The following is a 26,930-nucleotide window of genomic DNA, read 5'->3' as shown; positions in this document are numbered from 1 at the left end:
GGGCCCAGCAGCAGCCCGCGGGCGGCGCGCAGTCCGGCGGTGGTGCGCAGGCCGGCGGCGCCGAGGACGACGTGGTCGACGCGGAGATCGTCGACGAGGACAGGGGGAGCGGCGGGAAGGCCGCCTGAGCACACCCGCCCGGGCCCGCCGACCGGAGTGGAGGCGGCATCCGGACACTTTGTACGGCGGTTCGGGGGCATTTTCACCGGTTGTCCGGGAACTCAGGAAGGGCTGTGCCGGACAGCGGGCCGAAAAGAGGCCGGTCGGTCAGCCGGGAAGGAGATGTCGGCGATGAGGTATGACGAGTTCCTCGCCCGGGTCCGTGAGCTCGGCGAGTACAAGAGCAGTCAGGAGGCCGAGCAGATCACCACCTCGGTGCTGGAAGTGCTCGCCACCCGGATCACCCCCGACGAGAGCGAGGACCTGGCCGCCCAGCTGCCGGGTCCGCTGGGCGACTTCCTCCTGGAGAGCCGCCCGGAGCGGCCCGAGACCTATGGGACGCAGGAGTTCCTCCGCCGGGTCGCCGACCGCACCGGCGCCCGCCCCAGGACCGCGGAGTGGGACGCCAGCGCCGTGCTCGCCACCCTGGCCGGATCGGTCTCCGGCGGAGAGCTCAACCAGGTGCTGAGCCAGCTGCCCTCCGGGTACGCGGTGCTGTTCGGCAAGCCCGAGCTGAGCGGCTGACGGGCGGGCCGGCGGCCGGACGCACCGGGGGCCGGAGCGGAGACGCGCCGAACCGCGCGGACCCGTACAGACCCGTACGGCGCGGTGCCGGATCCGTACGACAACTGTGTTTCGGTGCGTCACCGCTTGTCACGCTGCGCGACTGCCGTCATTGTTGGAGGTGCGACGCAGCCGTCGCCCAGGCCCCGCCCCGGTCACGAACAGTTGCGCCCGTCTGTGCTCCGCACGGCTCCGGCAGACCGTTCCTCCCACCCCTGTGACCGGGGCGGGGCCCACGGACGTTCCGGGCGCCTCCCGGCGCGGGCGGCGTGCCGCGGGACTCAGAAAGCCAGCACCGCCACGCTGCACAGGTAGACGGTCGTCAGCAGCACCCCGTCGAATCCCAGCTTCCACCAGCCCCGCTTCTGCCGCACCAGCAGCCCGCCGAGCAGCACGGTGGTCATCACCAGGGCCGTGCTGGTGAGGAAGAGCTCGCTGGTGCCGGCCGCGTGGAAGAGGGAGCCCCCGCGGAAGACCAGGTCGCCGACCGCGAGGTTGAGGACGTCCAGGCAGTTTCCGCCGATGATCGCCGCGATGGCCAGGGTCAGTGCGCCGCGCCGTACGGCCGCGACGGCCGCCACCGTCTCGGGCAGGGCGTTGACGACGCCCATCAGGACGGCCCCCACGAACCCCGCGTTCATCCCGGTCAGGTCCAACAGGTGCTCCGCCGCCCGGGCCACCGCCCAGCCGCCCGCCGTGACCAGGGCGGCTATCAGTGCGAACTCGGTCCACAGCGCGCCGGTCCCGCGCCCGGTGGAGGGCTGCTCGTCGGGTACGTCCGGCAGCGTCTCCCGGGTGCGGACCGCGCGCCACATCGGCTCGCCGTGCTCCCGGATGAGCCGGACGCCGCCCCAGTACAGGGCGATCAGCACGACCGAGGCCGGATGCACACCCAGCAGGGTCGCCTCGGGGCTGAAGGAGGCCATCAGGCTGACCCCCAGCAACCCGGTGAGGAGGCAGCCGAACAGCAGGTTCGAGGGGGAGGCGGCGGCGTGCTCCAGATTGACCCGCCGGTGGAAGGCGTCCGCGACCACCACGGCCAGGGACTGCGCCGCGATGCCGCCCACCGCGTTGCTGTACGCGAGGGTGGGCCGGTCGGCCGCCGCGCTGACCGCCGTCATGACGATGCCCGACAGGGAGGTGATCAGACCGAAGAACACCGCGCCGAACAGCGCCTCGCCCCAGCCCGTGCGGTCGGCGAGGATGTCGCCGAGGGTGGCGAGCCGGACGCTGCACACCACCGTGACGGCGGCGGCCACGAGGAAGACCCCCGTGCTCCACTCCAGGCTCCACGCTCCGGTCAGTGGTGAGAGCACCTGTCCGTTCCTCCTGTGTGGCTGTGTGGCTGTGCGGGTCGAGCGCCGTACGGCACGCCGCACGGGGCCGGGGTGCGGCCGGGAGCCCGCATACCCGGTCGGGCGGAGGTCAGACGGAGGGAAAATCCGACGGGGTGTGCAGGAGGGCGGAGGGAGGCGGCGGCGGGCGGCGCCCGCCTTACCCCGTGGAGATGAATGGCAAAGGTGCTCCGGACGTCCTCTCCGGTTGTGCCACCCGCGTCCGGAAGCCCGCAACGGCGCATGGTGCACACGGAGCCACCCGGAGTGCGTACAGGAACCCTGTTGGCTGTGTGTAACCACTTGTAACGGAGAGCGACGGGCGTCACTGTGGAGGACGTGACGAACGACCTCGATACCGCATCCGGCCCCGATCGTCTCCCCGGCCCCGCCCCCCACCTCCTCCCGCGGCCCGGCGCGCACCTGCCCGTGCCGTACCCGGCGCGGCCGGTGTGCCGTTCGGCCCGCAGGGGCGCGCGGGCCCACGCCTACCGGGCCGAGGTGACCGCCGAAGGGCCGGTGAACGGCGCGACGGTCGCGGTGCTGCTCGGCAGCCGGACACTGCCCAACCGCCGCCTCGCGCTGCGCTGGCTGTGCGGGCAGGCCCGCCGTGTCGCCGACGGCCTCGACCCCGACCCGGCGGTGTCCGCCTGGGCCGCGGACGGTGTGCTCGCCTCCGTACCGGACCAGTGGACCGACGCCCCCACGGAGTTGCGGCTGTGGTGCGGGAGCGAGGCGCGGCAGGAGGAGGCCGCCGACCGGCTCGCCGAGGGGCTGCCGTTCCAGCTCACCGTCGCCGACCACACCGGGGCGTACACGCTGCGGGCCTGGCCCGCCCGCGTCGTCGCCCCCCGTGCAGGCACGCTGCCGCCCGTGCAGTTGCGGTGGGCCCACGGGCACCCGTCCTGGTCCTCGGAGCACCATCCCGCTCCGGCCGCCCCGCACCGGGCGCCGGGCCCGCCGGCCCGCCTGAGGTGACCGGGGCGGGCCCGGCCCGCACTCTGCCGCCAAGGGTGCGGGCCGCCGTCGCTGCGTGGGGCCGCCGGGGGACCGGAGTGCCGGCGAGGAGGCAGCCGCCGCGACGTCCGCAACGCCCCGGGGAGTGGTGCCGGTCCGGGCCGGACGCCGCGCGGCTCCCGTCCCGCCGCTCGCCCGGAGGCGCCGACGGCACCGATACGGTGGTCCGGAAGGCGCGGCGACCAGTGTTTCGGGGTGAGAAGCGAAGTGGGGCGGGCGTTACGGAGGTTCGCGGTGGCGGCGGCCTGTGCGGTGGGGGCCGCGGGCTGGGTGGCCACGGAGGTGCTGGAGAGCGGCACCCGGTACGACGGCCCGGCGGAGTGGGTGCCGGCCGGTGAGCCCGGGCACCCCGGGCCGGGCGGTGACCCGGGCGCCGAGCCGCAGTCCGTCCGGGAGACCGCCTGGGGGGACGGGGCGGTCGAGGTGTGCGAGCGGGAACCTGGCCCGGCGCCGAGTCCGGTCCCGGTTCCGACCCTGGATCCGGGGCCGTCCCCGGCTCCGGATCCGCTCGGCACCGCGGTGGTGGACACGGCGGTGCTGTGCGTCGTGGCGGCGGAGGAATCCACCGACTACCGGAAGTGGGGGCTGGTGGCGCCACCGCCTAGGACGCCGGACCGGTGAGCGGGACGCGCGGCGTCGGCGGCCGGGCCCGGCTGGTAGACCTGGACACATGAACCGCACAGGGCACGGCGCGCGGCACGGCGCAGGCGAGGACGGACGGCACGGTGTGCTGGGCGGCGCACCGGGGGAGCGCCGCCCGGCGGGGCGGGCCGGGGAGCTCCAGGCCAGGCTGGCCCGTTTCGCCGCCGAGCGGGACTGGGGGCCGTACCACACCCCGAAGAACCTGGCGGCGGCGCTGAGCGTGGAGGCCGGTGAGCTGCTGGAGATCTTCCAGTGGCTGACGCCGGAGCAGTCGGCGCGGGTGATGGACGATCCGGTCACGGCGCACCGGGTGACCGACGAGGTCGCCGACGTGCTGGCCTATCTGCTCCAGTTCTGCGAGGTGCTGGGCGTCGACGTCCTGGAGGCGCTGGCCGCGAAGATCGACCGGAACGAGCTGCGCTTCCCGGCGCCGGAGCGCGCCCCTTGCACGGAGAGTGACGGACGGGGTGAGACGGACGGCTTCGAGAATGGCGGTAAACAGACCAATCGTCACTCTTCGGAGTGACATCATTCCCCACAGTGTCGATATTGTCCACAGTTTCCCCAGAAGCTCTAGCCGACAAGAGGGGCGGGTATCACGCTGAGTAGCGATTACTCAGCGGAGGGAAAAGGTGGATGCGTTATCACTCATCAAGGACACGCGCGACGCCCTGGCGCACAGTACGGAAGCGCCTGACGTCGTCACCGAAGCGTGGCAGGCGCAGGCGCTCGCCGAGGCGGTCGGGGAACACCTGGTCGTGACGGGCCCGCCGGAGGTACGGGTCCAGGCCGGCCGGCTGTGCGAGGCCGGCGGCCGTGCCTGCGGATCGCTGCGCGCCCCCGGGCAGCGATCCGACGGGGCGCGCGCCGCCCGGCTGACGGAGATCCGCGACCCGCTCTCCGCCCTGCACTGCCTGGGCGGACTGCTGGACGCGTCGGGCGGCGCGCTGGTGCGGGCCGCGGTCGAGGCGGAGGAGGAAGGGCTCTACTGGCGGTGCATCGAGGGCATCGACGCCGCCGACGAGTGCGGGGACCGGGTGGTGGCGATCCTCCGGCGGTTCGACCGGCGGAGGGCCTCCCTGGCCCGGGACGACCCGGCACGCGGCGATCCGGTGCGCGGCTGACCGCCGTCCGGCGGGCCGGGCGGGCCGGGGAAACGGACGGGCCGGACGCGGAGAGGCGCGGTGACCGTGCAGGATGGAAGGCATGGACCTGCGCATCTTCACCGAGCCCCAGCAGGGTGCCGACTACGACACCCTGCTCACCGTCGCCAAGGCCGCCGAGGAGCTGGACTTCGACGCCTTCTTCCGCTCCGACCACTACCTGAGGATGGGAGACGGCGACGGGCTGCCCGGCCCGACGGACGCCTGGATCACCCTGGCCGGGCTCGCCCGGGAGACCAGCCGCATCCGGCTCGGCACCCTGATGACCGCGGCCACCTTCCGGCTGCCGGGCGTCCTGGCGATCCAGGTGGCTCAGGTCGACGCCATGTCGGGCGGCCGGGTCGAGCTCGGTCTGGGCGCGGGCTGGTTCGAGGCCGAGCACACCGCCTACGGCATCCCCTTCCCGAAGGAGAAGTTCGCCCGGCTGGAGGAGCAGCTGGAGATCGTCACCGGGCTGTGGGCCACCGAGCCCGGCAGGACGTTCTCCTACGAGGGCGCCCACTACCGGCTGACCGACTCGCCCGCCCTGCCCAAGCCCGTCCAGGCGAAGGTGCCGGTGCTCATCGGCGGCATGGGCGCCAAGCGCACCCCGGCCCTGGCCGCGCGCTTCGCCGACGAGTTCAACATCCCCTTCGCCTCCGTCGAGGACAGCGAGCGGCAGTTCGGCCGGGTGCGGGCCGCCGCCGAGGAGCACGGCCGCGCGCCCGGCGACCTGGTCTGCTCCAACGCTCTGGTCGCCTGTGTGGGCCGCGACGACGCCGAGGTGGCGCGCCGCGCCGCGGCCATCGGCCGCGAGGTGGACGAGCTGAAGGAGAACGGGCTGGCCGGCTCCCCGGCCGAGGTGGTCGACAAGATCGGCCGCTACGCCGAGACCGGCTCCACCCGGATCTACCTGCAGATCCTCGACCTGCACGACCTGGACCACCTGGAGCTGATCGCCTCCGAGGTGCAGAGCCGGCTGCCGTGAGCGCACAGCCCCCGCCCGTATCCCCGCCCGTACCGCCGCTCCCGCTCGCCGACGCCCTGGCCTGCGGCCCGCTCGTCCTCGACGGCGGGCTGTCCAACCAGCTCGCCGCGCAGGGCTGCGACCTGTCCGGCGAGCTGTGGTCGGCCCGGCTGCTCGCCGACGACCCGGCGCAGATCGAGGCGGCCCACGCCGCGTACGCGCGGGCGGGGGCGCGGGTCCTCATCACCGGCAGCTACCAGGCCTCCCGCGCCGGCTTCGCCCGGCGCGGGCTCGGTCCGGCCGGGGCCGACGCCCTGCTGTGCCGCAGCGTGGCGCTGGCCCGCGCGGCGGCGGCCCGCGCGACGGAAGGAGCGGCGGACCGGCCCGTGTGGGTGGCCGCCTCGGTCGGCCCGTACGGCGCGGTGCTGGCGGACGGCGGCGAGTACCGCGGCCGGTACGGGCTGACCACCGCCGAGCTGGAGCGCTTCCACCGCCCCCGGATCGAGGCGCTGGCGGCGGCCGGGCCGGACGTCCTGGCGCTGGAGACCGTGCCCGACACCGCCGAGGCCGAGGCGCTGCTGCGGGCGGCGAAGGGCTGCGGCGTCCCGGTGTGGCTGTCGTACACCGTCGCCGGCGGCCGCACCCGTGCCGGGCAGCCCCTGGCGGACGCCTTCGCCCTGGCCGCCGACGACGACCAGGTGATCGCGGCCGGCGTCAACTGCTGCGACCCGCGCGAGGCCGGGCTGGCGGTACGGCTGGCGGCGCGGACCACCGGCAAGCCGGTGGTCGCCTACCCCAACAGCGGCGAGGGCTGGGACGCGGCACACGGCACCTGGACGGGCGAGGCCGCCTTCGACCCGGCCGCCGCACGCGCGTGGGTGGGGGACGGCGCCCGGCTGGTGGGCGGCTGCTGCCGGGTGGGCCCGGCGGAGATCGCCCGGCTGGCGCGGGTGCTGGAAGGGGAACGGGGGACGTAGGCCGGGGGGCGCAGGACCGGCGGGGGACCGCGCGGACCGGAGGGCCGGACCGCGGGAAAACCGCTGGGCCCGGCCGTGCCCAGCGGGCCATACTCGCTCGGGTGTTCCTGACGACGACCACCACCGGCAGCGCCGCGCACCCCGCCACCGACCTGGGCTTCCTGCTGCACAAGCACCCCGACCGGGCGCAGGGGTTCACCACCTCCCACGGCACCGCGCACGTCTTCTACCCCGAGGCCACCGAGGAGCGGTGCACGGCGGCACTGCTGCTGGAGGTCGATCCGGTGGCGCTGGTCCGCCGCGGCCGCGGCAAGGGGCGCGGCGGCGCGCCCGACGCGGCGCTGGCGCAGTACGTCAACGACCGCCCGTACGCCGCCTCCTCGCTGCTGGCGGTGGCGCTGGGCGCGGTGTTCTCCAGCGCGCTCAAGGGCCAGTGCCGGGCCCGGCCCGACCTGCCCGGCCGTGTGCTGCCGCTGCGGATCGAGGTGCCCGCACTGCCCGCCCGCGGCGGCCCCGAGCTGGTGCGGAGCCTGTTCGCCCCGCTGGGCTGGGAGGTGTCGGCCGAGCCGGTGCCGCTGGACGCCCGCTTCCCCGGCTGGGGCGACTCCCGCTACGTGCGCCTGGTCCTGACCGGCGAGGCGCGGCTGGCCGAGGCGCTGCGCCACCTGTACGTGCTGCTGCCGGTGCTGGACGACGCCAAGCACTACTGGGTCGCCCCCGACGAGGTGGACAAGCTGCTGCGCGCCGGCGAGGGCTGGCTGGAGCACCACCCCGAGCAGCAGCTCATCGCCGGCCGCTACCTCGCCCGCCGCCGGCGGCTCACCCGCGAGGCACTGGAGCGGCTGGAGCTCGCCCGGCTCGCCGAGGCCGACGGCAGCGAGGCCGAGGAACTGGACAACGCCGTGGACGAGGACGCCGACACCGAGGAGCGGCCCGCCCCGCTGGCCGTCCTGCGCCGCGAGGCGATCCTCGCCGCGCTGCGCGAGACCGGCGCCGCCCGGATCCTGGACCTGGGCTGCGGTCAGGGGCAGCTGGTGCAGGCACTGCTGAAGGACGCCCGCTTCACCGAGGTGGTGGGCATGGACGTGTCGGTGCGGGCGCTGCACGCGGCCCGGCGCAGGCTGCGGATCGAGCGGATGCCCGAGCGGCAGGCGGCGCGCGTCACCCTCACCCAGGGCTCCCTGGCGTACACCGACCCCCGGCTGGGCGGCTACGACGCGGCGGTGCTCAGCGAGGTGATCGAGCACATCGATCCGCCCCGGCTGCCGGCTGCCGAGTACGCCGTCTTCGGCGCGGCCCGGCCGAAAGCGGTGGTCGTCACCACCCCCAACGCCGAGTACAACGTGCGCTGGGAGACCCTGCCCGCGGGCGAGGTGCGCCACCACGACCACCGCTTCGAGTGGACGCGGCGGGAGTTCCGCGCCTGGGCCGGAGCCGTGGCCGAACGGCACGGCTACACCGTGGAGTTCCGGCCCGTGGGGGAGGACGACCCCGAGGTCGGCCCGCCCACCCAGCTCGCCCTGTTCCGCGTCACCGACCGGACCGGCCCGTCCGGCCGGTCCGCGGCGAACACATCCGCGACGAGTACGGAGGAGGCGGTCGCATGACGGACCGCACGACGGCGCCCACGGCAGGGTCCGCGACGGCGCCCGCGACGGTGCTCGGCGTGCCCGACCTGTCCCTCGTCGTCCTGGTCGGCACCACCGGTGCGGGCAAGACCACCTTCGCCCGGCGCCACTTCGGAGCCACCGAGGTCGTCTCCTCCGACTTCTGCCGCGGCCTGGTCGCCGACGACGAGAACGACCAGAGCGCCAGCGCCGACGCCTTCGACGTGCTGCACTACATCACCGGCAAGCGGCTGGCCGCCGGGCGGCTGACCGTCGTCGACGCCACCAACGTGCAGACCGAGGCCCGCCGGCAGCTCGTGAGGCTGGCCCGCGAGCACGACGTGCTGCCCGTGGCGATCGTCCTCGACGTGCCCGAGAGCGTCTGCGCCGAGCGCAACGCCGCCCGCCCCGACCGCGCGGACATGCCCGCCCACGTCATCCCGCGCCAGCGGCGCGAGCTGCGCCGCTCGCTGCGCTCGCTGGAGCGCGAGGGCTTCCGCAAGGTGCACGTCCTGCGCGGAACGGAGCAGGTGGACGCCGCCCGCGTCGTGCGGGAGCGGCGCTACAACGACCTGCGGCACCTGACCGGCCCGTTCGACATCGTCGGCGACGTCCACGGCTGCCGCGCCGAACTGGAGGCCCTGCTGGGGAGGCTGGGCTACGCCCTCGTACGGGACGCGGCCGGCCGCGCGGTGGACGCCCGCCACCCCGACGGCCGCACGGCCGTCTTCGTCGGCGACCTCGTCGACCGCGGTCCGGACAGCCCCGGGGTGCTGCGGCTGGTGATGGGCATGGTCTCCGCCGGGCACGCCCTGTGCGTCCCGGGCAACCACGAGAACAAGCTCGGCCGGTACCTCGGGAGGCGCGACGTCCGGCACACCCACGGGCTGGCCGAGACGGTCGAACAGCTGAAGAAGGAGGCCGAGGCCGACCCGGACTTCGCCGCCCGGGTGGGGGAGTTCATCTCCTCCCTGGTCAGCCACTACGTGCTCGACGGCGGCGCGCTGGTGGTCTGCCACGCCGGTCTGCCCGAGAAGTACCACGGCCGCACCTCCGGCCGGGTCCGCTCGCACGCCCTGTACGGCGACACCACCGGCGAGACCGACGAGTTCGGGCTGCCCGTGCGTTACCCGTGGGCCGAGGACTACCGGGGCCGGGCCGCCGTGGTCTACGGCCACACCCCGACCCCGCGCGCCACCTGGCTGAACAACACCATCTGCCTGGACACCGGCTGCGTCTTCGGCGGCTCCCTCACCGCACTGCGCTGGCCCGAGCGGGAACTGGTCGACGTCCCCGCCGAGCGGGTCTGGTACGAGCCGGTGAAACCGCTGAGGAGCGAGGCGCCCGGCGGGCACGAGGGCCGCCCCCTGGCGCTGGCCGACGTGCACGGGCGGCGCGTGGTGGAGACCCGCCACGCGGGCCGGATCGCCGTGCGGGAGGAGAACGCCGCCGCCGCGCTGGAGGTGATGAGCCGCTTCGCGGTCGACCCGCGGCTGCTGCCGTACCTGCCGCCGACGATGGCGCCCTGCGCCACCTCGAAGCTGGACGGTTACCTGGAGCACCCGGCCGAGGCGTTCGCCGAGTACCGGGCCGCCGGGGTGGCGCGGGTGGTGTGCGAGGAGAAGCACATGGGTTCCCGCGCCGTCGTCCTGGTCTGCCGGGACGCGGAGACGGCCGCAGAGCGGTTCGGCGTGAGGGGTAGCGGAGCGGGAGCCGTGACGGGTGCGCTCCACACCCGTACCGGGCGGCCGTTCTTCACCGAGCGGGCCGTCACCGAGGAGGTACTGGCCCGGGTCCGGGCCGCCGCCGACGGTGCCGGGCTGTGGACGGAACTGGACACCGACTGGCTGCTGCTGGACGCCGAGCTGCTGCCCTGGTCGCTGAAGTCGGCCGGGCTGCTGCGCAGGCAGTACGCCGCGGTCGGCGCCGCCTCCGGAGCCGTCTTCCCCGGTGCGCTCGGGGCCCTCCGGGCCGCCGCGGGCCGGGGGGTACCGGTGGACGGGCTGCTGGCGCGGCAGCGGGAGCGGGCGGCGGACGCGGCGGCGTTCACCGAGGCGTACGGCCGGTACTGCCGGCCGGTGGCGGAGGGTTCACTGGACGGGGTGCACCTGGCGCCGTTCCAGCTCCTGGCGGTACGCGGCCGCAGCCTGGCCGCCGTACCGCACGGCGACCAGCTGGCCTGGCTGGACCGGCTGGCCGCCGCCGACCCCACCGGGCTGCTGCGGCGCACCGGCCGGATCACCGTGGACACCGGCGACGCGGCGTCCGTCGCGGCGGGCACCGACTGGTGGCTGGAGCTGACCGCGGCCGGGGGCGAGGGCATGGTCGTCAAGCCGGCGGACGCGCTGGTGCACGGACCGGACGGGCGGCTGGTCCAGCCGGGCGTGAAGTGCCGGGGCCGGGAGTACCTGCGGATCGTCTACGGCCCGGAGTACACCCGGGAGGAGAACCTCCGGCGGCTGCGGGTGCGCCATCTGGGGCACAAGCGCTCCCTGGCGCTGCGCGAGTACGCGCTCGGTCTGGAGGCGCTGGACCGGCTGGCCGAGGGGGAGCCGCTGTGGCGCGTGCACGAGGCGGTCTTCGCCGTCCTGGCGCTGGAATCGGAGCCGGTCGACCCCCGGCTGTGAGGGCGTCCGGCGGGGAGGGGAGGGCCGGGCACCGGCCCGTTGCCGCTCCGGTGGGCCGGTTCCCGTACGGCACCGGCCTCCGCCCGGGGGCCTGCTGTCCCGTGCCGCCGGGCGCGGGGCACCGGGCCGCGGGGTGTAGCCGACCGGCTCGCGGTCAGGTATGAGGGCATGGGATTCCAAGTGAACTCCGAGGTCGGGCGGCTGCGGCGCGTCATCCTGCACCGGCCCGGCCTGGAGCTGAAGCGGCTCACCCCGACCAACCGGGAGGACCTGCTCTTCGACGACGTGCTGTGGGTGCGGCGGGCGCGCGAGGAGCACGACGGCTTCGCCGCCGTGCTGCGCGAGCGCGGTGTGGAGGTCCACCTCTTCGGTGAGCTGCTGGCCGAGACGCTGGACGTCCCCGCCGCCCGCGCCCACGTGCTGGAGCGGACCTTCGACGAGCGGGAGTACGGCCCGCTGGCCACCGACCACCTGCGGGCCGTCTTCGACGAGCTGCCCGCTGCCGAACTGGCCGAGGCGCTGGTGGGCGGCATGACCAAGCGGGAGTACCTGGAGCGGCACGCAGAGCCGGTCTCCGTCCGCTTCCATGTGATGGACCTGGACGACTTCCTCCTCGCCCCGCTGCCCAACCACCTGTTCACCCGGGACACCTCCGCCTGGGTCTACGACGGGGTGTCCATCAACGCCATGCGCTGGCCCGCCCGCCAGCGCGAGACCGTCCACTTCGAGGCGATCTACCACCACCACCCGCTGTTCGCGGACGGCTACGGCAGGGCCGCCCCCGCGGACGGGGGCGCCGGTGGGGAGCGGGGGGACGGCTTCCACCTGTGGTGCGAGGGGCAGGGCACCCACCCGTCCACCATCGAGGGCGGTGACGTGCTGGTCCTCGGCGGCGGCGCGGTACTGGTCGGGATGAGTGAACGCACCACCCCGCAGGCCGTGGAGACGCTGGCCCACAACCTGTTCGAGGCGGGCTCGGCCCGCACGATCGTGGCACTGGACATGCCCAAGCGCCGTGCCTTCATGCACCTGGACACCGTGATGACGATGGTGGACGGGGACACCTTCACCCAGTACGCGGGGCTGGGCATGCTGCGCTCCTACACCATCGAGCCGGGTTCGGGCGGCCGCGAGCTGAAGGTCACCGACCATCCGCCCGAGCACATGCACCGGGCCGTCGCCGCGGCGCTGGGGCTGGACTCGATCCGGGTGCTGACCGCCACCCAGGACGTGCACGCCGCCGAGCGCGAGCAGTGGGACGACGGCTGCAACGTCCTGGCCGTGGAGCCGGGCGTCGTCATCGCCTACGAGCGCAACGCCACCACCAACACCCATCTGCGCGAGCACGGCATCGAGGTCATCACCGTTCCCGGCAGCGAGCTGGGCCGGGGCCGGGGCGGGCCGCGCTGCATGAGCTGCCCGGTGGAGCGGGACCCGGCGTAGGCGCGGTACGGTCCGCGGGACCGCCGGCCGCCGTCACCGGCCGGCGGCCGGGGGGACCGCACCCCGGCCGCATAGCGATGCGGTGTCTCGTATAGACTTCCGGTCTTCCTGCCGCATCCGACCGTTCTCTTAGGAGCCCCCATGGCGATCGATCTCACGGGCCGCCACTTCCTCAAGGAGCTGGACTTCACCCCCGAGGAGTTCCGGTACCTGGTCGAGCTGGCCGCCGAACTGAAGGCGGCCCGGCGGGCGGGCACCGAGGAGCGGCGGCTGCGCGGCCGGAACATCGCGCTGATCTTCGAGAAGACCTCCACCCGCACCCGCTGCGCCTTCGAGGTCGCCGCCGCCCAGCAGGGCGCCCACACCACCTTCCTGGACCCGTCCGCCTCCCAGATCGGCCACAAGGAGTCGGTGAAGGACACCGCCCGGGTGCTGGGCCGGATGTACGACGCGATCGAGTACCGGGGCAGCGCCCAGGAGACCGTCGAGGAACTGGCCGCCCACGCCGGGGTGCCCGTCTACAACGGGCTCACCGACTCCTGGCACCCCACCCAGATGCTCGCCGACGTCCTCACCATGACCGAGCACAGCGACAAGCCGCTGGAGGAGCTCGCCTACGCCTACCTCGGCGACGCCCGCAACAACATGGGCGACTCCTACCTCGTCACCGGCGCACTGCTGGGCATGGACGTGCGTGTCGTCGCGCCGAGGAGCCTGTGGCCGGAGGAGTCCGTGATCGCCGCCGCCCGCTCGCTGGCCGGGCGCACCGGTGCCCGGATCACCCTCACCGAGAAGGTCGAGGAGGGGGTGCGCGGCGCGGACTTCGTCGCCACCGACGTGTGGGTGTCGATGGGGGAGCCCAAGGAGGTCTGGGAGGAGCGCATCGAGCTGCTGCGGCCGTACGCCGTCACCATGGACGTCCTGCGCGCCACCGGCAATCCGGACGTCCGGTTCCTGCACTGCCTGCCCGCCTTCCACGACCTGGGCACGGCGCTGGGCCGGGAGATCCACGAGCGGTACGGCCTGGAGTCGCTGGAGGTGACGGACGAGGTGTTCGAGTCGGCGCACTCGGTCGTCTTCGACGAGGCCGAGAACCGGATGCACACCATCAAGGCCGTCCTGGTCGCCACCCTCGCGGGCGCCTGAACCCGCGCGGCCGCGCCTGCGCCCGCTTGCCCGCCCCGCGCACGGGCCGCCGGACTCCGCGGCGCTCCCGGCGGACCGTCCGCCCCGGCGGGGCCCCGCGGCGGCGGGCACCGGCCGGTGAGCGCCGCACGACGGCCGGCACCGGCGCACTCCTCCGGTCCGCTCCCCGCCGAGGAGCTAGAGTGCGCGCGACACCGCCCTCGCCGAGAAAGGTCCGCCGTGCCCGCTCCCCGCGAGATCGACGACCTGCCCTACGCCGAGTACCTCGAACCGTTCGACGGCCGCCTGGAGCCGGAACGGCGCCACGACACCGCCCACTTCGACGGAACCGGTTTCGAGGACGCCGACTGCGGCGGAGCCGTCTTCACCGAGTGCGCGTTCACCTCGGTGGGCTTCACCGGCGGACGCGCGGACCGGGCGCGCTTCAACGACGTGTGGCTGCACACCGTCCGGTGGGTGGGGACCGAACTGGCCGAGACCGAGTGGCTGGACACCGAGACCGTCTCCGGGGTGTTCGCCGGGGTGGAGATGTTCGGCGCGCGGCTGCGCCGGGCCACCTTCCACAACTGCAAGTTCGACTCGGTCAACCTGCGCACCGCGGCGCTGCGGGAGGTGCGCTTCACGGACTGCCTGCTGCGCGACGTGGACCTCGGGGAGGCCGCCCTGACCGACGTCGCGTTCCCCGGCACGGTGCTGGAGGGGGTGCGCCTGGACCGGGCGCGGCTGGACCGGGTCGATCTGCGGGACGCCGCCGTGCTGGGGATCGCCTCCGGCTACGAGGCGCTGCGGGGCGCGGTCATCGGCAGCGCCCAACTGCTGGAGCTCGCCCCGGCGTTCGCCCGGGTGCTCGGCGTCACCGTCAGGGACCGGGACCGCTGACGCGACCGCCGGCGACCCCGGGAGGCCCGCCGGGACGGGTGCGGGCGGACCGTTAGCATGAGCCGGTGCAGCGGATCCGGGTGGCGGAGGTACTGGCGGCGCTCTCCCTGACCACCGATGTCGCCGCCGGGATGTCCTTCGAGAAGGGCCTGCGCACCTGCGCGGTCGCCACCACCCTCGCCGAGCGGGTGCTCGGCGCCGATCCGGTGACGTGCCGGGCGGTGTTCGAGACGGCGCTGCTGCGCTCGGTCGGATGCACCTCCTTCGCTCCCGAGCTCTCGGCGGTCTTCGGCGACGACGTCGCGCTGCAGGCGGTCCTGAAGTCGCTGGACCCCGGCGACGAGACGGTGTTCGCCGCCCAGCTCCGCGCCTACGCGGAGCGGTCCGGCGCCGCCGGACCGCGGCTGGCCCGCACCCTGGCGGAGACCCTGCCCACCCTCGGGGCGGAGGCCATGCGCAGCGGCTGCGAGACCAGCCGGGCCCTGGGCGACGGCCTGGGACTGCTGCCCCGGTCGCTGGCGGCCCTGGACGACGTGTACGAGCGGTGGGACGGCCGCGGCCTGCCCGACGGCCGCGCCGGGGAGGAACTGTCGCGGGTCGCGCGGATCGTGCACGTCGCGGAGCAGGCGGTCCTCGCGCACGCCCGGGGCGGGACGCCCGGCGCGGTGGCCGAGACCGCCCGGCGCTCCGGCGGCCAGCTGGACCCGGAACTGGCCGGGGCGTTCACCGCGCGGGCGGCGGACGCCCTCGCGCCGCTGGCGGAGCCGGACGCGGTCGCCGCCGTGCTCGGCCTGGAGCCGGAGCCGTACGCCACCGTGCCGTTCGGCTCGCTGCCCGGTCTGTGCGCGGTACTCGCCCGGGTGGTGGACCTCAAGAGCCGGTGGCTGCTGGGGCACAGCGAGCATGTCGCGGCACTGGCCGCGGGCGCCGGCGCGCTCGCCGGACTGGACGCGGCCGCGGTGGACGCGCTGCGCTGCGCCGGACTGCTGCACGACCTGGGCCGGGCCGGGGTGCCGGCCCAGGTGTGGGACCGGCCCGGCCCGCTGGGGACGGCCGAGCTGGAGCGGGTCCGCATGCACACCTACTGGACGCAGCGGATACTGGAGCGGGTGCCCGCGCTCGCGGCGCTGGCCCCGGTCGCGTCCGCCCACCACGAGCGCCTCGACGGCGGCGGCTACCACCGCGGCACCCCCTCCGGGAGCCTGCCGCAGGCCGCGCGGATCCTGGCGGCGGCCGACACCTTCGCCGCCCTCACCGAGCCGCGCCCGCACCGCGCCGCCCTCGGCGCGGACGAGGCCGCCGCCCTGCTGCTGCGGGAGGCCGGCGCCGGCGGACCGGACCGGCACGCCTGCGCGCTGGTGATCGAGGCGGCGGGCCTGCCCCGCCCCGGCCGGACGCTGCCCGCCGGGCTGACCGGGCGGGAGGTGGAGGTGCTGCGGCTGGCGGCCCGGGGGCTGAGCAACCGGGAGATCGGCGAGCGGCTGCACATCTCGGCGCGGACCGTGGGGCACCATCTGGCGCACGTCTACGACAAGACCGGCCGCCGCACCCGGGCCGGGGTGGCGGTGTTCGCCATGGAGCACCGGCTGCTGCCCTGACGCCCGCGAGGCGGGCCGGGAGAGGGCGGCCCGGATAGGCCGATCGACCGATGCCGTCCCGGCGGAGGGCGCCGATCATGGGTGCCGCGGCCCGGGACCGGCCGCGTCCCGTCCGACCGGGGCGCCCGCCCGTACCGCCGCGTCCCACCGCGCGTCACCGCGCACCACCACCACCGCCCGGCCGCCCGGCGCGGCCAGGGCCCCACGGATGATCGGAGCGAGGATGAACCCCGCCCAGCCCTTCACGCACAAGGCTCATGACCAGGACTCCCGGATGCTGCGGAACCAGGAGACGGTGTCCGGGATATACGCCGCCGTCGCCGCCGGCGACATCACGGCGGCCCTGGGCGCGATGAGCGAGCGGATCGAGTGGGTCGTGACCGACGGGCTGCCGTACGGCGGTACCTACCGCGGCCGAACGGAGGTGCTGACCAACGTCTTCGCCCGTTTCGAGACCGAGTGGGACGGTCTGGAGGTGGTGCCGGAGGAACTCCTGGCCGTCCGGGACGCGGTGGTCGCCCTCGGCCGCTACCGGGGGAGGCACCGCGGGACCGGGACCTTGATGACGGCGCGCTTCGCGCATGTGTGGCGCTTCGCTGAGGACACCGCCCCGACCGCCTTCGAGACGATCGCGGACACCCACACTATGGTCGCCGCCATGCGCTGACCGGCCACCGCGCCGGGTTCCCCGGCCGCCGACTCCCCGTCCGGCGGGCCGCCAGATCCGATCTGGCGGCCCGCCGGACGGCATCTGGCGCCTCCGGGGCGGGGACGCGGCCCGTATGGTGCGTCCGCCGGTCCGTGCGGGCCGGGGCGGGTTTTCCCGGCCGGGAGCGATGAGTCCGGCGGCGGCGCGGAGTCTGCACCACGAGACGGCCGCCGCACTCCGCGGCGCGCGGGAGCAGCACGGAAGACGGATCAGGGATGAGGGCGGCAGACGATGAGTGACAGCACGACCGGCCCGGCGATCGAAGCGTCGGGGATGGTGAAGGTGTTCGGGGAGACCCGCGCGGTGGACGGCGTCGACCTGACGGTGCCCGCGGGCACCGTCTACGGGGTGCTCGGCCCCAACGGGGCGGGGAAGACGACCGTCGTCAAGATGCTGGCCACCCTGCTGCGCCCCGACGGCGGCGAGGCCCGCGTCTTCGGCCACGACGTGCGCCACGAGGCCGACGCCGTACGCAGCCGGGTGAGCCTGACCGGGCAGTACGCGTCGGTGGACGAGGACCTGACCGGCATGGAGAACCTGATCCTGCTGGGCAGGCTGCTGGGGCACCACAAGTCCGCCGCCCGGCGGCGGGCCGGACAGCTGCTGGAGGCCTTCGGACTGGCCGAAGCCGCCCACAAGCAGGTCAAGAACTACTCCGGCGGCATGCGGCGCCGTATCGACATCGCCGCGTCCATCCTCAACACGCCCGACCTGCTCTTCCTGGACGAGCCGACGACCGGTCTGGACCCGCGCAGCCGCAACCAGGTCTGGGACATCGTGCGGGCCGTGGTCTCCCGGGGCACCACGGTGCTGCTGACCACCCAGTACCTGGACGAGGCCGACCAGCTGGCCTCCCGGATCGCCGTCATCGACCGGGGGAAGGTCATAGCCGAGGGCACCAAGGGCGAGCTGAAGGCCTCGGTGGGCGCCGGCTCGGTGCACCTGCGGGTACGGGACGCCGCGCAGCGGCCGGCGGCCGAGCGGCTGCTCGCCCGGGCGCTGGACGCGCGCGTCCAGCTCGAACCCGACCCGGTGGCCCTGACCGTCCGCGTCGGTGTGCGCGATGAGCGCGACGAGGGGCACGGAGGAGGACACGGCGGACACGGAGAAGGGAGCGGCGAGGAGGGGAGCGCGGCCGAGCAGGCGTCCCGGGCGCTGGCGGAACTGGCCCGCGCCGGGATCACCGTCGACAGCTTCGCACTGGGCCAGCCCAGCCTGGACGAGGTCTTCCTCGCCCTCACCGACCGCCCCGCGGTCCACACCACCGCCCCCGCCGCCGGCAGGGAGAACACGGAAGGAATCCCGGCATGACCACCGTCACCGCACGAGAGCCGAAGACCGGGGAACCGGCCCCCGTCGCCACCGAGACCCTCGCCGGCCTGCTGGTGGCCGGGGAGCGGCCGCCGCGCCCCAGCGCCTGGTCCGCGTCGGCCACCTTCGGCTGGCGGGCGATGCTGAAGATCAAGCACGTCCCCGAGCAGCTCTTCGACGTCACCGTCTTCCCGATCATGATGGTGCTGATGTTCACCTACCTGTTCGGGGGCGCGCTGGCCGGCTCGACCACGGAGTACGTGCAGTTCGTGCTCCCGGGCATCCTGGTGATGAACATCGTGATGATCACCATGTACACCGGGGTGGCGGTCAACACCGACATCGACAAGGGCGTCTTCGACCGGTTCCGCACCCTGCCGATCTGGCGGCCCGCGGCGATGGTCGGCTACCTGCTGGGCGACATGCTGCGCTACGCCCTCGCCTCGGCGGTGATGCTGACCCTCGGCCTGATCATGGGCTTCCGGCCCGGGGGCGGGATCACCGGGGTGCTGGCCGGGGTGGCCCTGCTGATCGTCTTCTCCTTCGCCTTCTCCTGGATCTGGACGATGTTCGGCCTGATGCTGCGCACCGAGAAGTCGGTGATGGGCGTCAGCATGATGGTGATCTTCCCGCTGACGTTCCTCAGCAACGTCTTCGTCGACCCGGGCACGATGCCGGGCTGGCTCCAGGCGTTCGTGAACAACAGCCCGGTCACCCATGTGGCCTCGGCCGTACGGGGGCTGATGGAGGGCGGCTGGCCCGGCGCCGACATCGCCTGGTCGCTGGGGTGGAGCGCGGTGCTGCTGGCCGTCTTCGGGCCGGTCACCATGCGGCTGTACAACCGCAAGTGACGCACCGCTGCCCCCGGGCCCGCGGCGGGGCCACCCCGCCGCGGGCCGTCACAGGCGCCAGGCGGGCCCGTCCCCGTCGGGCGGCAGATAGCGGCAGGCGGCACCGGTGGAGACGGCGGCCCGCAGATGGGCGGCCAGCTCCGGGTGGCGCCGGTCCAGTCTGCGCAGGGTGTCGCGGATGCGCGCGGTGACGGCCTTGCGGGCCCGCTCGGCCTCGTCGCCCAGCCGCCGGGTGCGCCCGGCGAGCCCGGCAGCGGCCCGCAGTTCCCCCAGCAGCGCCTCCCGCTCCCGGTCGAACGCGGCGGCCCGGTCGTCGTGGCCCAGCGCGGCGGCCCGGTCGATCTCCTCGTCCAGCCGGACCAGCCGCTCCCGGTAGCGGGCCCTGGCCTCCTCGTCGAGCACCGGATCGCCCCCCAGCCGCCGCGCGGCCACCGCGGTCGCGCCGCCGGCCGGGTTCAGCAGCCGTACCGCCGGTACGTCCTCGCCCGGGCGGCCCAGCAGCAGGCGCAGGTCCCGCAGCCCCTTGGCGTCGGGCAGGTGGACCGTGCGCCCCCGGTACGTCAGGGTCCACACCTCCCCGTCGAAGCGGAAGACGCTCTCCGGGGCCTTCCGGGCTTCCCGGGTCCCCCCGGCCTCCGGGCCCTCCGGGGCCTGCGCCACCGGGAGCGGGACGGGACCGTGGCCCGTGCGGCCCACACCGGTACGGCGCGCCCGCTCGGCGAGGTGCCGCATGCCCAGCCCGTCCGCCTCCCGGACCACCCCGGGCAGCAGGACCGCGGCGGCCCGCCCGTCCTCCGGCGCGCCCCCGGCGAGCAGTGCCCGGGCCAGCTCCAGACGGGCCCGGACCGACCAGGGCCGGGCCCCGAGGAGGTCGGCCGACCGGTGGGCGGCGGTGAGGTGCTCCACCGCCTCGTCCCAGTGCCCCCGCGCGGCCTCCACCACCCCCAGCCACAGGTCCATCGGGCCGCTGACGTCGCACCCGTACAGCGACACCGCCCACTGGCCGGAGAACGGCAGCAGGTCCGCGCGGACCCGCTCGCACAGCCCCGGATCATCCGCGACCGCCGCGGTCTGCGCCCGCAGCCGCAGCCACAGCGGCACGAAGAACGGGGAGACCGGCCCCGCGGCGTCGATCTCCGCCGCCAGGGCCGGCGCCGCCGCGGCGTCCCCGGGGCCGTCGCGTTCCAGCGCGGTGATGCCCTCCAGGATCCGGCGCTGGGGGTGCCCGTGCCCGGCGAGCGAGCGGTGCAGGTCCGTCAGTTCGTCGAACCGGCCCTGCTGCAGCCGCAGCGCCCAGCGCAGATGGTCGATCATGTAACCGATGTGGGGGTGCCGCCGCTGCGTGAAGTACTCCTCGGCCCGGTCGAGCAGCGGCTCCACGGCCTCGAAGCGGCCCGTCAGCGTGGCGATGATGCTCCGGTCGACGCACGAGGAGAAACCGGCGTGGGGCAGCCCGGCCCGTTCGGCCAGGACGGTGAACGCGCGGTACTGGTCCAGGAAGCCGGGGTCGCCCTGCTCCAGCAGGGCCACCCAGCGGAACGACGCCGCGAGGTACTCCGTCTCCAGGTCCGCCCGGCGGCGCGCCACGGACATCAGCTCGGTGGTGAGCGCCACCCGCTCCGGCGCGCTGCCCGGGCCCCAGACGGCGTTGTGGCGGGCCCACAGCCCGAAGAGCAGCGCCTCGTCGTCCCCGCCGCGCCGGGCCCGCACGGCGAGGCCGACGGTCAGCTCCCGGGCGAGCCGGTCGAGCGTGGCCGGCCTCCCGGACGCCGTACCGGCGGCCGGTGCCGACGCGCCGGAACCATCGGCGCCACCGGAGGAGCCCGCGCCGGGGGCCCGGCCGCCCACCAGCCGGTCGTACGCCTCGTGCATCAGGTCGGTGGCCGGCGGCCCCCCGGCCCCGCCGGGGGAGAGCCGTTGTGTCTCCTCCCGGTACAGGGTGAGCGCCACCCGGGCCAGCAGCCCGGGGTCACCGGTCTCGCGGGCGGCACCGACGGCCTCGGTGAACGCCCGCCGGGCGGCCTCCCGTTCACCGAGATACTCCAGCTCGCCCCCCAGGTCCAGGGCGATCAGCACCTGCCTGCGCCGGTCGCCGCGGGCGGCGGCCAGCTCCAGCGCGCGGCGGTGGTGCCCGGCCGCCTCCTCGACGGCCAGCCTGCCGCCCGCGTCCCGGGCCGCGGCCAGCAGGATCTCCAGCGCCCGCGGCGCCTCGATCTCGTTCCCGGCCAGCCGGGCGTGCCGGGCCAGGTCGGCGGGGAGCACCTCACCGGCCGGCGCGGTGGCGGACCGGAGCGCGCCGACCGCCGAGGCGTGCAGGCGGCGCCGCTCGGCCTCGCCGAGCGACTCGTACAGCGTCTCGCGGACCAGGTCGTGGGCGAAGGCGAACCGTCCCGCGCCGAGTGCCGTCACCAGCCGGTTGGTCAGGGCCCGCGCCAGCAACCGGTCCACCCGGGAGGCGGGCTCGCCCGCGACGGCCGCCAGGACCGCGCGGTGGAACTCCCGCCCGAGCACGGCGGCGCAGCCCAGCAGCCGCACGACCGCCTCGGGCAGCAGCGACAGCCGGTGCCGCAGGGTGTCGCGGACACCGGGGGCGACGGCGGCGGCCGTACCGCCGCCGTGCCACAGCCGGGCGGTCTGCTCGACGAAGAACGGATTGCCGCCGGTGCGGCGGTGCACCTCGCCGACCAGCTCCTCCGTCGGCCGCCGCCCGGCGGTGCGGGCGATCAGGGCGCCCGTGCCGGCGCGGTCCAGCCCCGTCAGCGTCACCGTCACCGCCCGCGTCAGCAGGGGCAGGACCAGCGGCCGCAGCGGATGGCCGTCCGCCTCCAGTTCGTCGTCGCGGTAGGTGCCCACCAGCAGCAGCCGCTCGAACCAGGTGTGCCCGGCCGCGAACCGCAGCAGCCGCAGCGACGCCGGGTCCGCCCAGTGCAGGTCCTCCAGGACGAGCACCAGCGGACGGTACTGGGAGACCGCCACCAGGGCACGGGTGACCGCGTCGTGCAGATGGAACTCCCCCTCCGCCCCGCCGGCCGCCGAGTCGGCCGCGCCGGGCGCCTCGCCCAGCAGCACCGCCAGACCGCCGTCCGCCGTCTTCTCGGCCTCCGCCCACTGGTGGGCGGTGGTGCCGCGGCGCAGGGCGCGCAGGACCTGTGTCCACGGCCAGTGGCCGGGCGCGTCGCAGGAATCCCAGCACGCCCCGCTCAGCACCAGGGCGCCCTGCCGCCGTGCCCGGTCGGCGGCGTCCGTCACCAGCGCCGTCTTGCCGATGCCCGCCTCGCCGGTGACCAGGACCAGGCCGCCGTGGCTCCGGGTCGTCCGGGCGACCTCCGCCCGCAGCACGGCGGCGGGATGGTCGCGCCCGATGAGCGGTGACGCCCCGCCGTCGACGGCGGGATTCCCGGCGGGCTCGAAAGGCGATGGACGGTCCACGGTCCGAGCCTGGCACATCGCACCGACAGCCGCCTTGGAGATTCGGGCGGCGGGCCCCGGGACGGGGAACCGGCTCCCCGGTGCCCGCCCCCGGGCCCGTGCCCGTGGGGGTCAGTCCCAGAAGGCGGCCAGCGCCCGGGCCCGCCCGTAGTCGGGCACCTCCGGCGCCCCGGCTGCCGGGTCGGCGATCCGGACGGCCAGCTCCACCGCGCGCCCGAGGGCGGCACGGAACAGCAGCGACCCCAGACTGATCCGGCGCACCCCCAGTCCGGCCAGCCGTTCACAGGTGTGCCGCCCGGGCGTGAACAGGACGTTCAGCGGCGCGTCCAGCTCGCCGACCAGTGCGCGGATGCCGTCCTCGTCGGCCAGCCCGGGGACGAAGACACCGTCCGCCCCGGCCGCCAGATAGCGGCGCGCCCGGCGCAGCGCGGCCGCCGCGGTCGGCTCGGCGGCGAGCCAGTGGGTGTCGGTGCGGGCGTTGACGAACAGGGCGGGGGCGGCCTCCTTCACCGCTGTGATCCGCTCCGCCTGCCGCGCCGGGTCGGCCAGGGTCCCGTCGGGCCGGCCGTCCTCGATGTTCACCCCGGCCACCCCCGCGGCGGCCAGCTCGGCGGCGAACGCCGCGACTTCGGCGGGATCGTCGGCGAAGCCGCCCTCGATGTCGACGCTGACCGGCACCGGCAGCCGGGCCAGCCGGCGCCCCAGCTCCAGGGTCCGCTCCCGGGCGGCCCCGGTGGCGTCGGCCAGCCCCGCGGCGGCGGCCACCCCGAGGCTGGTGGTGCCGACCGCGGCGAAGCCCTGGGCGGCCAGGGCGGCGGCCGAGGCGTGGTCCCAGGCGCACGGCAGCAGCAGCGGTCGCCCGGCGCGGTGCAGCGCGCGGAAGGTCTCGGACATGCTCATCGGGTACGACCCCTTTCGGACGCGGTGCCGCCCCCGGTACGGCTCACCCCAGGCCGGAGGTGTCCAGTTCCATGGCGAGCGGCTCGGGAAGCGGCACGGGCACCCCGAAGGGGTGCGGCCCCGTCACCCGGGTGTAGCCGGGCTCGCCGGGCTCGGCGAACAGTGTGCAGGTGCGCTCCTGCCGGTCCACCAGCAGGTACAGCGGCGCGCCGTACTCGGCGTACCGGCGGCGCTTGACGGTGCGGTCGGTGTCGGCGTTCGAGTCGGAGGTGACCTCGACCACCAGCAGTGTCTGCTCCGGGAGCAGTGCCCCCGCCCCCTTGGCCAGATCCCGGGGGACGACGGCCAGATCGGGCACGAACCAGTTGCTGCTTCCCGGCAGGTCCAGATCACCCGACCCGGTCACGCAGCCGAGCCGCCGTACGACCGGGCCGATCTGCTCGCGGATCACATCCGCCGCCGTCTCGTGATCCCAACTCGGTGACACCGGCTCGATGACCCCCTCCACGATCTGTACCCGGTCCCCCCGGACGTGCTGGATCGCGTACTTCAGCGCTGTTTCCGGGTCGACGGCTGCGTACGAGTGCGGCTGGGCGCTCATCGGTCCTCCACGGACGGTTCAAGTGCAGCATGACGACATACCCGGGTCTACCGCAATCGGGGCCGCTCCACCGCCCGCCGCCCCCGCCGTCACCCGGAGGAGTGGCCCACCGGGCCCCGGCCCTCATGGCGCCCCGTCCGCGGCCCCGGCGGCGGACCCGGCGGCGGACCGGACGGCGAGGTCGGCGTCCGTGACGCCCAGCAGTTCGTACAGCGCCCGCCGCCCGGCGCCGGTCACCCGCAGCGCCCGCCGGGTGCCGATCCGCTCGCACCAGCCGGCCTCCAGGGCGTGGCGGCACAGCTCGGCCCCCGCCATCCCGGCCAGATGGGGACGGCGCTCGGTCCAGTCCAGACAGGTACGGGCCAGCGGGCGCCGGCCGCGCGGACGGGCCGCCAGCTCGATGCCCAGCCGCCCGAACCAGCGCAGTCCCTCCCCGGTCACCGCGAACCCGGTGTCCCGCTGCACCAGCCCGCGCGCCAGCAGCGCGTCGGTGACCGCCACCCCCAGCCGTCCGGCCAGATGGTCGTAGCAGGTGCGGGCCCGGGCCATCGCCGCGTCCGCGGAGGCCGCCCGCAGCGAGCGCGGTGCGGGCGGCGGACCGGCGTGCGCGGCCAGGTCCTCGATCAGCTGGGCCAGTTGAGGGTCGGCCAGCCGTACGTAGCGGTGCCGCCCCTGCCGTTCCTCGGCCAGCAGGCCGCCGGCCACCAGCCGGTCCAGGTGGCCGCTGGCCGTGGCCGGGGCGACCCGGGCCAGCCGGGCCAGCTCACCCGCCGTCCAGGCCCGGCCGTCCAGCAGTGCCAGGCAGAAACGGGCGCGGGTGGTGTCGGCGAGCAGTCCGGCCAGCCGGGCGAGGGCGGGGCCGGTGCGGTCGGGGGCACGGTCGGCGGTGCGGTCCATGGGGACAGCATGCGGGCGGATCGTTTCGGCGGACACCGAAAGGTGTACTGGGCAAGTGATCACACGAACATCACAATCACACACTGGTTCGTCATCGGCATGTGCCGGTCACCTCCGCACCTCTAAAGTGACCTGGTCACACGGGTCTGAAGACGACCGGAGTGCGCTTCTCGCGCCGCCGACCGGCTCCGCGCCCCCTCAACTCCTCCGAAGCAGAAGGCCCATGCCCATGCCCATGCGTCCTGCCCTCGTGCGCCGTACCGCCCTTGCCGCCTCCGCGGTCTGTCTGGCCCTGCTGGCCACCGCCTGCGGCGGCTCGGACCCGGACGGCGGGAGCGACAAGGGCGGCGACGGGGCGAAGGCGGACAAGAAGGCCGCCGCCCGGCCGGCGGTCAAGGCGAAGACCGCCGCCGAGCTGGAGAAGCTCGCGCTCGCCGAGGGCGACGTCAAGGACCACGAGATCCGGAAGGTCGGCGCCGGGGAGGCTCCCGACTCCGGTGGCATCACCGTCGACAAGGCCGACTGCGAGCCGCTGGCGCACGCGATGATGGGCGTACAGGTCGGTGAGCCCGCGGCGACCGCCCGGCGCGGGGTGAGCCAGAAGGCGAAGAAGCCGGCGGAGCCCTCGCTCGACGAGCTCGCCGAGATGACCGAGGAGGAGATCGAGGAGGCGTTCACCGCGGCCCTCGACATGACGATGACGATGGTCTCCCTCTCCTCCTACGACGGAGCAGGCGCCGAGCGGACCCTCGCGGACCTGCGCACCGCCGCCACCGACTGCGGCGGCGGCTTCACCTCGACCGCACCGGAGGACAAGCGGAAGGTCACCGGGATCACCGGGGAGAAGGTCACCGGCGGCGAGGAGTCGGCCGCCTGGACGCTGACGACCGACATGGAGGGCGACGTGGTGCCGGTCAAGCTGGTGGTCGTGCGCCAGGGCGGCACGCTCGCCTCCTTCGTCTCCTTCAACCTGGCCTCGGCCGGCGGCAAGAAGGACTACCCGCTGCCGACCGCGGTCATCGACGCCCAGCTGGCCAAGCTCGGCTGAGCGGTACACCGCGCTCCGGCCGCGCCCCGGCCCCGGCGATCCGCACGACGGTCACGCCCGGGGCCGGTGCGGCCGGGACCCGGGAGCGGTGCCGTGCGCCGGTCCCGGGCCCGTCACCCACAGCCGTCCGCCGGCCGGCGGACACACGACGCCCAGGGGGCCGCCTTCCATGAACCCCGATCATCCGGACCACGTCGAACACCTGGACGGTTCCAAGGGTCCGGCTCGTTCCGGCCTTCCTGTCCCCGTCCCGCCGACAGGGCTGTCGAAGGCCGTCACCGTCCTGCTGGGGGCGGTGATCGCCGCGGACGTGTTCTCGCTCCACGGCGGTCTGGCCGTGCACGGACTGGTGGGCGACCTCATCGCCGGACGACCCGTCACCGAGGCGGAGTTCGGCCAGGCCGACCGGCTGTACGGGCTCACGGGTGTCGCACAGGTCGCGACGATGCTGGCAGCCGGCGTCGTCTTCCTGGTCTGGTTCCACCGGGTGCGGGTCAACGCCGAGGTGTTCGTCCCCGACGGCCACCGCAAGAGCCGCGGCTGGGTGGTCTGGGGCTGGTTCGTGCCCGTCGTCAACCTGTGGTTCCCGCGCCGGATCACCCTCGACGTCTGGAACGCGAGCTCCCCGGTGCCCCTGAGCGACCCGGACCCGGAGCGTCCTTCCCGGCCCCTGGTCAACGCCTGGTGGACGCTGTGGCTGCTGTCGATGTCCGTCGGGAACGGCGCCGGCAGGATGTACGACCGGGCCGAGTACGCCGAGGCGATCCAGTCGGCGCTCGTCATGCTGATCCTGTCCGACATCCTGAGCATCGCCGCCGCCGTGCTGGCGATCCTGGTGGTACGCGCCCTGACCCGGATGCAGCAGGCCCGGATCCTCCAGGGCCCGGGGCCACTGCACCCGGCGTCCCCCGCCTCCTGACCCGGCGGCCGGCCGCCGTACCGCCAATGACGCTGTTCGTAATCCCGCCTGGCGAGAACGCTTTCCGGCCAAAGATGATCGCAACCGACCTGTCGTGGCCACATCTCCCTTGACCGGGCCGGTGACCGGTCGATTGGATACCCAGGTTTTGAAGATCATGTGA

23 protein-coding genes are annotated in these 26,930 nt (G+C 75.0%); 18 read left to right on the top strand and 5 right to left on the bottom strand.

Annotated elements, in window-relative coordinates; all coding sequences use genetic code 11:
• The first annotated feature begins 291 nt into the window (after positions 1-291).
• Positions 292-684, top strand: coding sequence for a DUF2267 domain-containing protein (locus tag V1L54_RS17500; protein WP_330118951.1), 393 nt, complete (start codon positions 292-294; stop codon positions 682-684).
• 320 nt (positions 685-1,004) lie between these two features.
• On the opposite strand, the gene V1L54_RS17495 is transcribed toward V1L54_RS17500, so the two are convergent.
• Positions 1,005-2,039, bottom strand: coding sequence for a sodium:calcium antiporter (locus V1L54_RS17495; protein WP_330118950.1), 1,035 nt, complete (start codon positions 2,037-2,039; stop codon positions 1,005-1,007).
• 357 nt (positions 2,040-2,396) lie between these two features.
• On the opposite strand from V1L54_RS17495, the gene V1L54_RS17490 reads away from it, so the two are divergent.
• The 15 genes from V1L54_RS17490 (at position 2,397) to V1L54_RS17420 (ending at position 18,973) form a co-directional block, all read left to right on the top strand.
• Positions 2,397-3,035 (top strand): hypothetical protein, encoded by a 639-nt coding sequence (locus V1L54_RS17490; RefSeq protein WP_330118949.1) that lies wholly within the window; start codon positions 2,397-2,399, stop codon positions 3,033-3,035.
• A gap of 234 nt (positions 3,036-3,269) precedes the next feature.
• A complete protein-coding gene (locus V1L54_RS17485) occupies positions 3,270-3,695 on the top strand; it encodes a hypothetical protein (protein ID WP_330118948.1) in 426 nt (141 codons plus the stop codon).
• 49 nt (positions 3,696-3,744) lie between these two features.
• Positions 3,745-4,242, top strand: a complete 498-nt coding sequence (locus tag V1L54_RS17480; RefSeq protein ID WP_443076668.1) for a nucleotide pyrophosphohydrolase — start codon at positions 3,745-3,747, stop codon at positions 4,240-4,242.
• 106 nt (positions 4,243-4,348) lie between these two features.
• Positions 4,349-4,840, top strand: a complete 492-nt coding sequence (locus V1L54_RS17475) for a DUF6099 family protein (RefSeq protein WP_330118947.1) — start codon at positions 4,349-4,351, stop codon at positions 4,838-4,840.
• 82 nt (positions 4,841-4,922) lie between these two features.
• Entirely contained in the window at positions 4,923-5,846 is a 924-nt protein-coding gene (locus V1L54_RS17470) for an LLM class F420-dependent oxidoreductase (protein WP_330118946.1), read from the top strand.
• Entirely contained in the window at positions 5,843-6,802 is a 960-nt protein-coding gene (mmuM, locus tag V1L54_RS17465; RefSeq protein WP_330118945.1) for a homocysteine S-methyltransferase, read from the top strand. Before V1L54_RS17470 ends, mmuM begins: the two co-directional genes overlap by 4 nt.
• Positions 6,803-6,903: 101 nt before the next feature.
• Complete coding sequence (locus V1L54_RS17460) at positions 6,904-8,409, top strand: 3' terminal RNA ribose 2'-O-methyltransferase Hen1 (protein WP_330118944.1); 1,506 nt, start codon at positions 6,904-6,906, stop codon at positions 8,407-8,409.
• The gene (locus V1L54_RS17455; RefSeq protein ID WP_330118943.1) at positions 8,406-11,036 is read left to right on the top strand and encodes a polynucleotide kinase-phosphatase; all 2,631 of its coding nucleotides are present in this window, start codon (positions 8,406-8,408) and stop codon (positions 11,034-11,036) included. The genes V1L54_RS17460 and V1L54_RS17455 overlap by 4 nt, the downstream gene beginning before the upstream one ends.
• Before the next feature lie 168 nt (positions 11,037-11,204).
• On the top strand, positions 11,205-12,479 hold the full coding sequence (locus tag V1L54_RS17450) for an arginine deiminase (protein ID WP_330118942.1): 1,275 nt from the start codon (positions 11,205-11,207) through the stop codon (positions 12,477-12,479).
• A 141-nt stretch (positions 12,480-12,620) separates the two neighbouring features.
• Complete coding sequence (argF, locus tag V1L54_RS17445; protein WP_330118941.1) at positions 12,621-13,625, top strand: ornithine carbamoyltransferase; 1,005 nt, start codon at positions 12,621-12,623, stop codon at positions 13,623-13,625.
• 219 nt (positions 13,626-13,844) lie between these two features.
• Entirely contained in the window at positions 13,845-14,504 is a 660-nt protein-coding gene (locus V1L54_RS17440; RefSeq protein WP_330118940.1) for a pentapeptide repeat-containing protein, read from the top strand.
• Between the two features lie 65 nt (positions 14,505-14,569).
• Entirely contained in the window at positions 14,570-16,102 is a 1,533-nt protein-coding gene (locus V1L54_RS17435; protein ID WP_330118939.1) for an HD domain-containing phosphohydrolase, read from the top strand.
• 223 nt (positions 16,103-16,325) lie between these two features.
• The gene (locus V1L54_RS17430) at positions 16,326-16,769 is read left to right on the top strand and encodes a nuclear transport factor 2 family protein (RefSeq protein ID WP_330118938.1); all 444 of its coding nucleotides are present in this window, start codon (positions 16,326-16,328) and stop codon (positions 16,767-16,769) included.
• Between the two features lie 273 nt (positions 16,770-17,042).
• Complete coding sequence (locus V1L54_RS17425) at positions 17,043-18,122, top strand: ATP-binding cassette domain-containing protein (RefSeq protein WP_330118937.1); 1,080 nt, start codon at positions 17,043-17,045, stop codon at positions 18,120-18,122.
• Positions 18,119-18,973: an ABC transporter permease gene (locus tag V1L54_RS17420; protein ID WP_330118936.1), complete on the top strand. Its 855-nt coding sequence runs from the start codon at positions 18,119-18,121 to the stop codon at positions 18,971-18,973. The genes V1L54_RS17425 and V1L54_RS17420 overlap by 4 nt, the downstream gene beginning before the upstream one ends.
• 48 nt (positions 18,974-19,021) lie before the next feature.
• Here V1L54_RS17420 and V1L54_RS17415 read toward each other — a convergent pair whose 3' ends face one another.
• From V1L54_RS17415 to V1L54_RS17400, 4 genes are all read right to left on the bottom strand, one after another.
• Positions 19,022-22,402, bottom strand: a complete 3,381-nt coding sequence (locus V1L54_RS17415; RefSeq protein WP_330118935.1) for an AAA family ATPase — start codon at positions 22,400-22,402, stop codon at positions 19,022-19,024.
• 111 nt (positions 22,403-22,513) lie between these two features.
• On the bottom strand, positions 22,514-23,302 hold the full coding sequence (locus V1L54_RS17410; protein ID WP_330118934.1) for an isocitrate lyase/phosphoenolpyruvate mutase family protein: 789 nt from the start codon (positions 23,300-23,302) through the stop codon (positions 22,514-22,516).
• A gap of 43 nt (positions 23,303-23,345) precedes the next feature.
• Positions 23,346-23,903: a Uma2 family endonuclease gene (locus tag V1L54_RS17405; protein WP_330118933.1), complete on the bottom strand. Its 558-nt coding sequence runs from the start codon at positions 23,901-23,903 to the stop codon at positions 23,346-23,348.
• Positions 23,904-24,026: 123 nt separating this feature from the next.
• Entirely contained in the window at positions 24,027-24,800 is a 774-nt protein-coding gene (locus V1L54_RS17400) for an ArsR/SmtB family transcription factor (protein ID WP_330118932.1), read from the bottom strand.
• A gap of 229 nt (positions 24,801-25,029) precedes the next feature.
• On the opposite strand from V1L54_RS17400, the gene V1L54_RS17395 reads away from it, so the two are divergent.
• On the top strand, positions 25,030-25,848 hold the full coding sequence (locus V1L54_RS17395; protein WP_330118931.1) for a hypothetical protein: 819 nt from the start codon (positions 25,030-25,032) through the stop codon (positions 25,846-25,848).
• A 169-nt stretch (positions 25,849-26,017) separates the two neighbouring features.
• Positions 26,018-26,767, top strand: a complete 750-nt coding sequence (locus V1L54_RS17390) for a DUF4328 domain-containing protein (RefSeq protein WP_330118930.1) — start codon at positions 26,018-26,020, stop codon at positions 26,765-26,767.
• The last annotated feature ends 163 nt before the right edge of the window (positions 26,768-26,930 follow it).

The sequence above is a fragment of the Streptomyces rubellus genome, from assembly GCF_036323805.1.
GTDB lineage: Bacteria > Actinomycetota > Actinomycetes > Streptomycetales > Streptomycetaceae > Streptomyces.
This window is presented reverse-complemented; position numbering and strand designations above follow the sequence as displayed.